This is a genomic window from Pedobacter sp. SYSU D00535 (assembly GCF_017355855.1).
Classification (GTDB): domain Bacteria; phylum Bacteroidota; class Bacteroidia; order Sphingobacteriales; family Sphingobacteriaceae; genus Desertivirga.
This window is the reverse complement of the sequence record NZ_JAFEWD010000001.1, coordinates 55216-68038: the sequence shown is the minus strand read 5'-3', so window position 1 is coordinate 68038 and position 12823 is coordinate 55216. Positions and strand designations below refer to the sequence as shown.

Below are 12823 nucleotides of genomic sequence, written 5' to 3'. Positions count from 1 at the left end.
AGTTCAAGAGTTAATGCTAGTGCTTATTTTGGTTAAACATCAAGTCCTAGAAAGCAACTGCATTTATTTTATTCTCTTCGATCATAGACTTTATAAGGTTTCATATTTCCCCTGCTAGTAAAAACAGTAAAGCCCCTGAAAGGGCTCTACTGTTTTTCATTATGTTCAATTAAAAACCAAATTTGCCGTTCTGATTTTTCCATTCACTTTGTGGAGCGATTGGCTCTATCACATCCCAGTGTTCCGCGATCTTTCCCTTTTCTACTCTGAATAAATCGTAGAACGAAGTTAGCTTACCAGCTAAATGACCTTCACTTACTACCAGCACAAAGTTACCTTCTCCTAATACTTTATGAATGGTATCATATTTCATCGTAATTCCCTGTTTAGCCCATTCTCCGAGTGCCTGTCCTAGGCCTGACAATTGATCAGCAATTTGTGGGTTATGCTGAATGTAGTTATCACCATTGAAGTATCCCGCTAGTTTTTCCATTTTTCCATTAACCAGAATATCATCTACGAAAGCTCTGACTAATATTTTATTTGCTTCAGTCTTTTCCAGTTCAGATGCTTCTTGGGGCCCATCTGTCATTGTGCGCCCACTCGGATTTGCGTTCACTGGTTTTTCTTGTAAATTGTCCCAGTGCTCTACAATTTTACCATCCTCAAAGCGGAAGATGTCAAAGCCTATTTTCGGGCCAAAGAAGTTATAGTCTGTGTGGGCGAACACAAAATTCCCCTCTTCAAATACCCTTACGGTATTGACCCTTGCGGAACCTTTAGGTAGTTGAGCAAGAGCAGCACCAAAGCCCGCTAAGCCATCTGCTATTGCTAAGTTGTGTTGTTTGTATTTAGCTGCATCAATTACACCTACTGGCTCTGCCGCTCCGGTTTCAATAGCTTTTAATAAAGCTACTACTTGTTGTTTCTTATTCATGACTGTTTCTTTTTTTATTATTTCTCTTTCCTGTGATGAGCAAGAACTGAATGTTATTGCTGCTGTTATTGTTAATAAAGTCTGCTTGAAATATTTCATATCCTTGTTTTTTTCTGCTACAAAGATTGGAAGACTTGAAGCCCTGGAAAAGGTAGAAACAGCCGTTTGAATGATACTTTTGCGACAGTTACTATAAGAAGTTCTCCCTGAATTCAAAGGGCGTACTGGAATTGTGCTTTTTAAAATATTTTATGAAGTTTGTAGGCTCTTCAAAGCCAAGGGTAAAGCCTACTTCCTTTATGCTATCGGTTGTATGAGCCAGCAATCGCTTTGCTTCCAACATCACTCTCTCATCAATCACCTGTTTAACGGTCTTCCCCAAAATTTTTGAAGTTGCCTGATTTAGCCGCTTTTCGGTTACGCTCAGCTTTGAGGCATAGAAGTTTACTTGCTTTTGATGTTTGAAATTTCCCTCCAAAAGATCCCGGAAAAGAATAATATAATCTTTGTCAGCTCCTTTCTTTACTTCCAAAAAGCCATTCTTTCTTCTTTCCCGCTCAGCCAGTAGCAAAAAGCTATGAAGGAAATTTTTTAGAATTCCGGATTGATAGGCATCTTCGGCTTTCAAAGCTTCCTCCTGCATAAGGGTTAATAACACTTCAAAAGACACCCCAGCACTATCAAGTTCTAACTTTGAAATGGAGAACAGATCATTAAATAAAACATTCTCCTTTAAAAACTTTATGTCTGTATCTGATTTTGAAAAAAAAGCCTCGGTAAATAAGATTGCTTGTCCCTGGAAAGGTTCAGGGTTAAACATCTGCACTATATCCTTATTTAAGAAAAGAATAGTATTTGCAGGGGCGGTTACAGATTGAAAGTCGATTATATGGGTAGTACCTCCCTTTTGAATCCATATAATATGATAGAAACCAGTTCGGTGAGGTCGAATAATCATCTCCCGCTTATCTCTATATAGTTCAGTAATATCTACTATTTCAAACTCGATGGGTAGGCCATGTTTAAATTCATACTTAACTATTTCCTCTGACATGTTCTGCTTAATATTATTTAAAGTTGAAAATAATTGTGATTTTCAAGAATACTTAAAGGGCCAAAAAGTCATAACTTTCTGGGCTTGGCTCATTTCTTCCTATTTTCATAAAAGAGCAATCAAAATGAGGGTTCAAGAAGTAGGTCCAGAAAAAATAGTATTTTTCCTTTTTGAGACCAACTTCTTGAACTATCTAAGTACGTTTTCTGGCTAGCCTTCCCTACCACCGATTATGTAATAAAACGAATTTTTTAGATATAATGAGAATGACACATTCTTATCTAGAAGTTATCTTTTAAACTGTGCCTCGATGAAAACAAGAATATTCAAGCACTATTAGGTAATTCTTGAGAGATATATTCAATGAGTTACACTAGGTTCTGCTTCAAAATCACATCACGTAAATGAACTTCATGTTCATCGGCCCACTGCCCCATGGCGGCAATGACTGGAATTAAGGTCTTACCGAATTCAGTGAGTCTGTATTCTACTTTTGGCGGTACCACCGGATAGATCTTTTTCTTAATCAGATCATGTTCTTCCAATTCTTTCAATTGAATATTTAAAACCCTGCGAGAGGCATCGGGTATTTTGCGTTGCAATTCACTCGGGCGTTTATTGCCTTCATTGATAAACCATAACAGGCGGATTTTCCATTTGCCGTAAAGCACTTCACCTATCAGATCAAGCCCACAATTTAAGTTTGGAAGTATCTTCCTTTCATACATCCTGCTAAATTAAACGTATGTTCCAAGCTGTGCAATAGGGGAATAATTTATCCCTATATGAATCGTAATGCCCTACTTGTGGAGCCTGCTTTTATAGCTCAATTTTGGCCTATAATAATTCTCAAAATGGAACAATTTGATTTCAACAATGAGTTATCAGGCAAGATAGCATTGGTAACAGGAGGTACAAAAGGAGCTGGAAGAGCAATTGCAGAAAGACTTTTACAAGCCGGAGCAACAGTTATTATTACAGCAAGAAACGCACCCGAAAAAGAAACCGGCAGTCTGCACTTTATCCCTTCCGATCTAAGTACAGCAGAAGGAACACAAAAAGTAATCAGTGAAGTTCTGTCCTCTTATGGGAGACTGGATATTCTTGTAAATAACTTGGGTTCTTCTGTAACACCTGCTGGTGGCTTTGCTGCTTTAACTGATGGCGATTGGGAGTCAACCCTGCAAGCAAATTTGCTGGCTCCGGTTCGACTTGACAGAGGCTTTTTACCGCAAATGATCGATAACAAGAGTGGTGTGATTATTCACATTGCTTCCATCCAGGGCAAATTGCCTTTGTACGATTCTACCTTGCCGTATGCTACTGCAAAAGCAGGATTAATTAATTACAGTAAAAGCTTATCGAACGAAGTTACGCCGAAAGGTGTGCGCGTGCTCACTGTTTCGCCGGGATGGATAAATACAACAGCATCAAAAGCCTGGTTGGGCGAGATTGCAAGAAATGCAAACAGTACTATAGAAGAGGCTCAGCAAAGTGTTATGGATGCATTGGGTGGAATACCTTACGGCAGGCCAGCCGAACCGGAAGAAGTAGCAGAATTGGTTGGCTTTCTGGTTTCACCAAGAGCCAGCTACTTAACAGGAACAAATTTTATAATTGACGGTGGAACTGTACCCACCATTTAATATTTCAGGAATAAAAGAATGAACTTACCGAAAGTAATAGCAGATTTAGTAAAAGCACAAAACGACTTTGAAAGCGTTGCTTACGCAAATTGTTTTTCCGAAAGTGCGGTAGTTTTTGATGAAGGCAAGACGCATATAGGGCGAAAAGAGATAGAACATTGGATTGACAATGCCAATAACCGATACAGGGCGACAATGGAACCAATAAGCTTCGAAGAAAAAGAAACTGAGAGCATTTTAAAAGCAAAAGTTTCAGGAAGTTTTGAGGGAAGCCCCATTGTGTTAAATTATCATTTAGAAATCATTGAAGGCTTGATACAGAAGCTCAAAATTTCTGGCTTAATGGGAATGGCTGATTTAGCCATTTCTTTTATCTTTAAGACCTTACGACCAGAATTAGATAGAGAATGTCCTATTGTACCGCTATTGAAAATATGCAATCCGAAGAAAGAAGGACTTTGCATAAAAACTATCACGACAACCACTATGGTTTCCCGATCTACGATGACAATGAATTGTTTGGCAGGTTAATTTTAGAGATCAATCAGGCAGGATTGAGTTGGGAAACGATTTTGAAAAAGGAGCACTCGTTCAGAAATGCCTACAGTAACTTCAACATTAAAAAAATCGCTGCTTACACAGAAACGGACAGGGAACGGCTTTTGACTGATGCTGGAATTATACGCAACAAACTGAAAGTAAATGCAGCAATAGAAAACGCAAAGACAATACTTGTTCTGCAAAAAGAGTATGGCTCGTTCGCAAATTGGCTAGAGTACCACCACCCGAAATCTAAAGAGGAATGGATTAAACTGTTCGGGATAACACTTCGCTTTACAGGTGGAGAAATTGTGAACGAGTTTTTAATGAGTATTGGCTATCTGCCCGGGGCACACTCTGAGGGTTGTATTATACACAAAAAAGTTTTGAAGCAGAACCCAATGTGGGCAAGACTGTAAATGAAATACTCAATTGTAACGGACATAACGTTCTTACCATTAAAGCTGTTTCCGGGCAAAATAACTACTTAAAATCCCTGCCCTTCCATGTTGAAAGACCTACAACTAATATCTAGACGATCTTAACGCTTTTCGTTTTTCTAAAAATCCATTTGCTTCCAATTCCAATTCAGCAGTGGTTTTTACTTTTCCGGCTCTAATCCACTGAATCAATTCTGATTTATAGAAGTACAGTTTTTTACCTTGTTTATTAACTGGAATTTCCTGCCGAGATACTTTACTATATATAGTGTGAATAGAAAGGTTTAGAAAAGCGGCAGCTTCAGCTACAGTGTAGATTTTATCTTCATCGCTTTCCTTTTGGCGCAAGTCTGTTAAAAGAGCTTCGATATTATTTACTTTCTCAATCAATACCCTAATTGCTTCAGGCAATTGTTCGAATGTTAGGTTCTCCATGAGTTTCATTAATTGACAGCGGATCACATTAGGTTATTGAAAGCGCTAGTTCATCAAATTTGAAAGTTCAGCACATAAGATGTACGAACATTTTGATACTGGAGCGGATTACAAATTTTCAGAATATTACTATTAGCTTGACGGAAACAGTGGTAAATCTGTATGATTACCGATGATAAAAAAGAACCCGCAGTATGAGACCGCGGGTTAACCTAAACCTTATCACAATTTTGTGAGTGCCAATATCATAAATAAGTTAAAGATTATCAAGTAGATTCTATTATTTCTCGCAAACACAAGTATATATCTGAACTTATCTCCGGTCTTTTTCACATTAAAATCAAATAGACTTTGCGTTACTATAATTTTTAGTATTTTTAATAAAACATTTAAGTATGATACGTCTACTTTTTTTAGTGTTCGTGACTTTTGCGTTAACAGGAGCTCTGTTTAATAGTGTAATGACGGGGCATGCAGCAATATTTGCTTTGCCTGTAATGCTGGCTGGGGTCTTTCTAATTAGCAAAATTTCGCGTTTTACTAGGCGTTAAATACCTATAGCTTACTACTCTTTTATGAATAATGGGTGCTTTGACAAAAGACTCAGCCCTGTCTAAAACGACAGGACTGAAAAACAGACTACAGAGCGAAATAAATTAAAGTATATCGCAGAGAGTAAAATGAATTATCTGCCCTTCGATCTTCAAACTCACCCGACATTTATGTTCTGCCTTACCGATCTCTACAACAGAATAGGTAATTCCGTTAAATTTGGAATAAGGAGAATCCTGCCTTACATTTAGCGTTGCTTTTCCGCTCGCTCGCAACTGATCTATTTTTTGAAAGATTCGTTTCATGATCTGCCACGTGATCGTTCCTTAACCTCTCCTTGCTCCTGTTGCTGTTTTGATGGTTTAGCCTGCTTTCCCTGTTCTGCTTCCTGCTGAACTGAAATTGAATTTTTACCACCCGAATGGTCACGCTCATTTGGCTGCCTGTCAGGCCAAATAGGGTAATCCTTAATAGGAATCAATTTTTTATCATAAATATCAATGCCCTTCATTTCCGGATTTGCGCTGAGATAAACTGCCACAGTCTTACCATCCAACTTTAAATTCGCAGCCGTAAGATTTCCTTTCTTCAGCCCGGACATTATCTGCTCTTTCAACACGTTCTGCTGCAAGTCAATGATCGGATATTTATTTAGTGCCTTCTCCAGATCATAGCCATACTGCGGATAAAAGGTACGAGCAGGATAATTTCCGCGTGCATCTTTTACATCAAGATCAAGTTTCATCCAGGCACTAACCTTCTCCGAATCCTGTTCCCTCCCTGACATTTCCTTTAGCAATGATCTTCCCGATAATAAATTGTATGCCTCCTTTGCAGTAATCCAAGTACCTGAAGAGATGTTGAAATTATGATCCTTTTCCGGAACTCCTGAGGAATAGAGCTTAGCCTGGTAGGAATTAAGAAAGTACATGTCAGATTCCTTGCTTTTTGAGAAATTGAGTTCGTAACTCATATGATCCTTTGCCGGCAGCTCATTCCTTGGAAGATTTGGAGGATTATAAGCAACGCCAAGTTGAAGCTTAAAGGCCGGCAGTTCCTGACGTATTGCTTTTTCCAAAACATCGTGAAGCTTTTCTCCAAAGCCCAGATATTTGAGGCTATTCTTTAGATAATCAAGATTATTTTCATTCATAGGATAAGTTGTTGTTAGTTAATAATTGATGGTAGCTTTCGTATTTGTCCGGAGGTTTAAGCGTTCTGTGGCCAAACCGTAATCCAGCTTTTTTTTCGAAACTGTTAAGGGAGAAGCGGGCTTCCGGGATTAGGTAATTTGCTTGCTGAAACTGGATATACACGTTATTGCGGCAATAACTAAAGTAGGCTTCCTGATCCTTCCACCACAAAGCGACCCTGCAGTCCGCTACCCTTCCTGGCAAGTCTCTCCCAAAAATCAGCTTTAGCCTGGCTAGTGGGAAAAGCCGGTGTAAATGACTGATTTGAGAAGAATTTGGAGTTAGGCCAGTACTGGCAAAAGCGAGTGGTTTATTATCAGCAATAAGGTAGTTATGGCACTGCAGGAAACTAAGTGCTTCTATTGCCGAAGAAAAGATGTAAAGCTCATTAATTGCGAAAGTAAAACCAGCTGTAAACAACCATATTCCGGAAGTTTGAGGAACTGCATGAACAGACAGTTTATAAACTTCTCTGGCAACAGCTTGCCCATCCCACTCATACAGAAACTCCAGCGTACCGTTTGTATCCACAGCAATTGAATTGCTAAGGAATGAGAGAACATCGGTGGAGAACAATGCAAAAAAGCTTAACGGGACCCTGTCCGGCTATAGCCTCTACTTATCTCTGGAGAATTTTTACGAATTTCCTTGTCGTCAGAAGGATCCCGCCTTTCCATGTCCTCTAAAGCTTTCTTATAACCTTCAGAAAAACCAGTTGCAGGCAACCTTCCGTCGAGGTCCTTCAATCCTTTTATTACCAGATAAGTAATTCCTCCGTCGGTAAGAAAAGACAATATCAAGGCTGCTTTATCAGATAGTACGCCTTTGCTATCGGATGCTGCAATACGCAAATTCGTCTGGTCTTCTAATGTAATAAGCTCACCTCTCTTGTATGACTCCTTTTGTTTCTCCGTGAGCTTCTGCCCATTAATTTCTTCAGGTACCTGCACTTTCGAAGGATTATAAGTTATAAACTCCCGGGTATCCTTATCGTACTGCAGAACAACCTGTAATGCTTCCTTACCTTCAGGCTTGTAGGTTTTAAGTAAACTGTCCTTTTGTCCCTCAATTAAATCCATGGCTTCGCCATCCGTCAAAAGAGGATGTGGTTTAGCTTCTTTATAGATCGGATGAAAGACAAGATCCGGCTTCCCTTCAGCATTGAGGCTTAGCGATAATTTAACATCAAGCTGAGGAATCTGAAAACCATCTGTGTGAAGGTTCTCCAGCCGAATAAACGAAGTTCTTCTGCCTGCAAGCAGAGCATCTAAGTCTTCTTTGGAAAGCAAGGCTTTACCGTCCTTCCACACGCCGATTGACTCGAGAGCTTTTTGAGGAAGCTCTTCCTGATTGGATTCATTCTTCATATAGTAAAAATTTAGTGTTAAGCTTATTCATTAGCCGACAGGCTGAGATCTCGAAGGAAATAAAGAGGATTAATCCAGCTCTTTTTGAAACGCACTGCAAAGTGCAGATGAGGGCCGGTAACCTTGCCGCTACTTCCGCTAATAGCCAGGATCTCTCCTGCAGACACTTCATCTCCTGGTGCAACCAGCGATAATGATAGATGAGCATATTGGAACAGAAAAGATCCCTGTTTTAATTCCAAAAAATTTCCCAGGTCCTTATGATACCCCACCCTTTCAACCTGACCAGACAGAACAGCATAGACAGGTTCATAATCAGCCACCAGATCGAGCCCGAAATGCTGCTGAACATCTCTGGTTATAGGATGAATGCGTTTACCGAAGGTTGAGGTGATTCTAAGATTGGATAGAGGCATTGAATAATAATTTTGTCCATAAACAGGACCGGCCAAATAGGCAACCTTTGTGGCCAGTAACACAAACAAGCATTTTCTAAAGCCGACTTTAACTACTTGGACTCCTGATCCGCCCAACCAACTCGCGAACTTCCCGATGGATTCGTAAGAAATTGCTTTTAAGGATCTCATCCTTCTTCCCTTTAAAATCGTAAAAGAGAGGCATCTCATGTCTGCGTAATTGCTCATCCTCTATCTCTTTTATATTTAAATTGACCTTACAATGCACAGCAGCGCTCTCGTACTGGCCTGTAAAATCATCTGAATGCTCTCCTGCCAGGAGTCCTACCAATTCTCCGGAACGTAGTGATGCTATTTTTCCAGCTGGTATAAGTGGTTCGAGCTTCTCTGATAAGGATATACTTGTTCTATTCCGATCAATGCTTAAGCTTTCAGAACCCTGCTTCACCTTACCAAAGAGCCGCTCAAGCCAATCCAGAGTCTCTTTGTTACGTACTGATCCCGATAATACATTGCCAATGACGGCAGTAATTGTGGATGAGGTTTCCTTTCCATATTGCTGCATAAATTGCGGAAGTTCCTGCAGACCAAGAAGGACAGCAACCTTATTACTCCTTGCCGTCGCTATTAAGTTTTCAACTTTGTGCAGAAAGAGAGTTGGCACTTCATCTATGATCAGAGCACAAGGCTTGTTTCCCTTAGTGTTGATCAGACGAGTGAGGCGATTAAGCACAATGGAATAAGAGGCAGAATTAATGTTCTGTGTGGCTGGGTCGTTTGCAAGTACCAAGACAGAAGGTTCTTCCATACATGATATTTTAAGATCGAAGTCGTCACCAGAGAATACCCAAAAACTCTCTTTAGTCGCCATCCTGCTTATGAATACCTTAAGGGTTCCTACCTGCCCCTCCAATTGATCGAAAGCTTTAGCCTTATAGGCACTTAAAAAAGGGGAAAGCAACGAGTGTAGCTCCTGTTCGGAAAAGAGCGAATCGAAAACTTCTTCGTAGCTCATATTGAGAAAGGCAAGGACGTGGGGCAAAGACGAGTATCTACCACCCTCTGCCCTGCTAAATAAATAAATACAACAAGCCAGAAAATTTACTGCTGATTGCGTAAAGAACTGATCACTCCCTCCACTTCGATCTCCCTTCTTTAATGCTTCTACCAATGCCTCTGCCGTTTCAGAAGCATCTGCAAGACTTGTAATATATTCTTTTCTCCAGGGGTTAATTCGCCGACTACGCTCTACTTCGCTCAGGTTAAGCACATGAAAGTTGTAATTTCTGCACTTTCCCTTTGCTTTAGCCCTATTAAACTGATACCAAGCTATCTGTGCCAGATCCGGAAACTTGAAGTCGTAAAGACACATGGTAAAGTCTTTATTAATCAGCTGCCGGATAAATGGCCCTACTACTCCAAAAGACTTTCCTGAACCCGGTGTACCAATAAGCAGAGTTCCCCGAAAGGGACTTTCTACATTTATCCAACCCTTTCGTACTCTTCCCTGATAGTAAAATAGCATTGGTATGTTAACCGAGTAATCTGATCGTCGGAGCAACTCCGTCTGCTGAAAAGATTCGCCCTCGATATTCCAAAGGTCTTGACCCAGTTTCGAACTAATAATCTTGGATATATTATCTAACGCCAGGTGGATTAGAAGAGTCCCGCTAAAACTAGTAATGGCATACAGAAGAAGGTACATCCTGTTCCCTGCTATATTTTTCCATTCTACAAGCAAGGCTGAACCAAAGAACAGCAACAAGCCTACGCCTAAAGGCAGCACGATATGTGTAAGCGGATTTAGTTTCCGCTTTTTCTTGCTTAATGTTCCTATTGAGGCAAGTAATATCAGCAACAAAGTAAAGAACTTCGAGTAGAGGATATGCTGATATATAATTAACCGGCCAACTCCTTCAAGCAGTCTTTCTACGAAGCCAGATAGTTCATGATGTTCAGAACCCGGAAAAACAAATACAAGGACTTCCAGGAGCAATGAAAAGTAGACACAAACCTGCAGAAGACGATGCAGACCTTGCTGTTCCTTTGTTTCTTGCATAATGGTTTACCAGGTATCAGCTTCAAGAAGATCACGATTATTTAGTTTCATGTTTAAATTCCTTCCGGAAATTTGCCTTTCGGATAGCTCAATCCGCAACACTTTGCTTGCCGCGAAGGTCATTTTAGGAATCACATAAATGTTTCTGAATCGCTGCCTGAATGACCGGTCTTTATACAGCGAAAATAAGGGAACAACGGGAAGTGATTGTTGGTTACTTGCTTTTCTGGTCTTCTTATCTTCCAGAAAAAAGCGGAGCGATTCCGTATCGTATTTCAATCCCGTTCGGTTTTGCCAGCTTAAATCTAAAAAGAGATAATCACCCGTAGCCACAACCTGATTCACCTGCCCCTTTAACCCGTTTGAAGTAGCGCTTTTTAAAGCAATTGGCTTTCGCTTTGTCAGGGAAAAAGCTATATTTCTCATCTCGCTTCCCGAAAGCGAAGAAGTATTTGTGTCAAGAGCTTTCATCTCGGAAGCTGAAATATAGATTCGGGTAACTACATGTCCATTAGAAGGATAAAGCCTGTATTGTGTTATGAAATGCTCGCCGACAATAGTCAGAATCGCTGACCTGTCAAACGTTGCGTATTTAACTACGGAATCCGGTAAAACTTTCACCTGAATGATGTTTTTCTCCGGTAGAGCAACCTTAATAGCGGGCGAGGATATTTCAGCGAACCGAATATTATCAGGTGAAATAATATGGAGCGTAACGTCTGGATTGACCGCAATTCCGGGAAGATCTGTGTCTAAAGCGATGTCCTGAGCTAAAGCGGTAAGGCACGAAAAAATGAGAATGATATTTGTGAATAGATTTTTCATAGTGATCTTTATTTTAATTGTTTTTCAATTCTTTAGGGTCTATTAGATAAACCTTGGTACTATTGGTGAAGCGTGCCTTGTTTTTCTTTGCGGCACGGCTGATGGCGGCAGACCCCGATTGGAAAATCTTTTGAAAAAGACTCATAGCTAATTTGCTTTCGCTTTCGCCTTCAGCAACAAGCTCGGTCAAGGCAGATCCTGAAGAAGTATTGAACTGCGTTGAGAGGTCGCTGAACAGTGAACCCGGGACGTACAAACCTTGTAATCCGTCAAGATCATAAACTTCCAAATGAACTGGCAGGATAGTATTGCCGGACAGCAAGGAACTTACTTTAAGACCTATACGCTCTGTGCCGAAACTGCTAACCTGGGCATATAGTGCACTCCCTGCCGGTATTAAAACATTTCCCGCCTTAATATCTTCCAGAAGTTTAAGCCTTACTCTTGATCCGCGATATGCGGAGTGGTCCTGGTCTATTATTGCTGAAACAAAGGAAACTGGCTCGGCATTGTGAGTCGAATTTATTCCGGAATTGCTATTCTTAAGCTTCTCCACGCGAACGGTCTTTTCAGATAATGCAGCCCGTTCCGCCGTTTCCCGTGCTTTTCTTCTCCGAATCTCCTTTTGATATTCAGGGTCCGAAGCACGGGCCATGCTGTCGGCAAATTCCATCTGCCTTCTAAAAAGCTGCATCGGATCCGGTTCATCACTTTCGTTTTTTCTCGCTGTTGAACGCTGCCTTTTTATTTCCTGTAACGTTGCCCTGATATTGTAGGCTTCATCTCTGTTACCAAAATTGGTTGACCCGGGATATTGCGTTCTGGGCGATCTATTTTTTGAAACCTGCTCCAAAGAATCCAGCAGCTGTTTTTCCCGATTATTATATAAATCCGGCATACTCGCATCCTGCTGTTCCTTTGTCCCAAGTTCACCTATTGCTGTATAGCCGTCTGCTGTACGATAGTCCTCCCTGTAAGCATCCAGTTTGTCAGCTAGGCTCATATTTCGCACTTCAGGAGACACTTCTGCCAGGTTTTCCTGCAGGCCTTCCTTTTTATCAGCCTGCCTCTTCTTTTCTGCAAAATTTCTATGATATACATGAAAGAAGAGTATTAGAAAGGGTAAAAAAATTAAGGGCAGCACATAACGCGGCTGCCTGAAATCAATTTTCATAAGCGTTATTTTTTGATGTTTTTTTTAATTCGGTCCAATTCCGCAAATATTGCTCTCACCTCCAAACTGTCCATTGCTGATACCGTATCTTTGGATAGGAGCCTTTCCATTCGCGCTTGCAGCATTAGGAGGGTGCTTAGATCTGCCAGGTTCTGACTTAGCCCGGATGAATTTGATGAAGACAA

General features: G+C 40.5%; 15 protein-coding genes. 3 read left to right on the top strand and 12 right to left on the bottom strand.

The features are described 5' to 3' along the window. Nucleotides 1-169: 169 nt before the first annotated feature. The 3 genes from J4N23_RS00270 to J4N23_RS00260 form a co-directional block, all read right to left on the bottom strand. A complete protein-coding gene (locus J4N23_RS00270; RefSeq protein WP_207425001.1) occupies nt 170-1036 on the bottom strand; it encodes a nuclear transport factor 2 family protein in 867 nt (288 codons plus the stop codon). 91 nt (nt 1037-1127) lie between these two features. Further along, nucleotides 1128-1991, bottom strand: a complete 864-nt coding sequence (locus J4N23_RS00265) for a helix-turn-helix domain-containing protein (RefSeq protein WP_207425000.1) — start codon at nt 1989-1991, stop codon at nt 1128-1130. A gap of 368 nt (nt 1992-2359) precedes the next feature. Continuing rightward, on the bottom strand, nt 2360-2719 hold the full coding sequence (locus J4N23_RS00260; RefSeq protein WP_207424999.1) for a helix-turn-helix domain-containing protein: 360 nt from the start codon (nt 2717-2719) through the stop codon (nt 2360-2362). A gap of 126 nt (nt 2720-2845) precedes the next feature. Between J4N23_RS00260 and J4N23_RS00255 the strand changes: the two genes are divergently transcribed. From J4N23_RS00255 to J4N23_RS00245, 3 genes are read left to right on the top strand one after another with little or no spacing between them, the layout of a single operon-like run. Continuing rightward, nucleotides 2846-3637, top strand: coding sequence for an SDR family oxidoreductase (locus J4N23_RS00255; protein ID WP_207424998.1), 792 nt, complete (start codon nt 2846-2848; stop codon nt 3635-3637). 18 nt (nt 3638-3655) lie between these two features. Next, nucleotides 3656-4168: a hypothetical protein gene (locus J4N23_RS20885; RefSeq protein WP_242689028.1), complete on the top strand. Its 513-nt coding sequence runs from the start codon at nt 3656-3658 to the stop codon at nt 4166-4168. Continuing rightward, complete coding sequence (locus J4N23_RS00245) at nt 4072-4596, top strand: DNA-3-methyladenine glycosylase I (protein WP_242689027.1); 525 nt, start codon at nt 4072-4074, stop codon at nt 4594-4596. Before J4N23_RS20885 ends, J4N23_RS00245 begins: the two co-directional genes overlap by 97 nt. A 105-nt stretch (nt 4597-4701) precedes the next feature. Here J4N23_RS00245 and J4N23_RS00240 read toward each other — a convergent pair whose 3' ends face one another. The 9 genes from J4N23_RS00240 to traM all read right to left on the bottom strand — a co-directional run bounded on the left by J4N23_RS00240 (nt 4702) and on the right by traM (nt 12638). Then, nucleotides 4702-5052 carry a helix-turn-helix domain-containing protein gene (locus J4N23_RS00240; RefSeq protein WP_207424996.1) on the bottom strand — a complete coding sequence of 117 codons (351 nt, stop codon included), beginning with the start codon at nt 5050-5052 and terminating at the stop codon, nt 4702-4704. Between the two features lie 656 nt (nt 5053-5708). Further along, nucleotides 5709-5909: a hypothetical protein gene (locus J4N23_RS00235; RefSeq protein ID WP_207424995.1), complete on the bottom strand. Its 201-nt coding sequence runs from the start codon at nt 5907-5909 to the stop codon at nt 5709-5711. Continuing rightward, on the bottom strand, nt 5906-6757 hold the full coding sequence (locus J4N23_RS00230; RefSeq protein ID WP_207424994.1) for a hypothetical protein: 852 nt from the start codon (nt 6755-6757) through the stop codon (nt 5906-5908). Before J4N23_RS00230 ends, J4N23_RS00235 begins: the two co-directional genes overlap by 4 nt. Continuing rightward, nucleotides 6750-7328, bottom strand: coding sequence for a hypothetical protein (locus tag J4N23_RS00225; protein ID WP_207424993.1), 579 nt, complete (start codon nt 7326-7328; stop codon nt 6750-6752). The genes J4N23_RS00230 and J4N23_RS00225 overlap by 8 nt, the downstream gene beginning before the upstream one ends. A 56-nt stretch (nt 7329-7384) precedes the next feature. Then, nucleotides 7385-8164: a DUF4099 domain-containing protein gene (locus J4N23_RS00220; protein WP_207424992.1), complete on the bottom strand. Its 780-nt coding sequence runs from the start codon at nt 8162-8164 to the stop codon at nt 7385-7387. A 23-nt stretch (nt 8165-8187) separates the two neighbouring features. Continuing rightward, nucleotides 8188-8580 carry a M23 family metallopeptidase gene (locus J4N23_RS00215; protein ID WP_207424991.1) on the bottom strand — a complete coding sequence of 131 codons (393 nt, stop codon included), beginning with the start codon at nt 8578-8580 and terminating at the stop codon, nt 8188-8190. 88 nt (nt 8581-8668) lie between these two features. Beyond that, on the bottom strand, nt 8669-10639 hold the full coding sequence (locus J4N23_RS00210) for a type IV secretory system conjugative DNA transfer family protein (protein WP_207424990.1): 1971 nt from the start codon (nt 10637-10639) through the stop codon (nt 8669-8671). Between the two features lie 6 nt (nt 10640-10645). Beyond that, complete coding sequence (locus J4N23_RS00205; protein ID WP_207424989.1) at nt 10646-11464, bottom strand: DUF4138 domain-containing protein; 819 nt, start codon at nt 11462-11464, stop codon at nt 10646-10648. Between the two features lie 13 nt (nt 11465-11477). After that, nucleotides 11478-12638: a conjugative transposon protein TraM gene (gene traM, locus J4N23_RS00200; protein ID WP_207424988.1), complete on the bottom strand. Its 1161-nt coding sequence runs from the start codon at nt 12636-12638 to the stop codon at nt 11478-11480. Nucleotides 12639-12823: the final 185 nt, after the last annotated feature.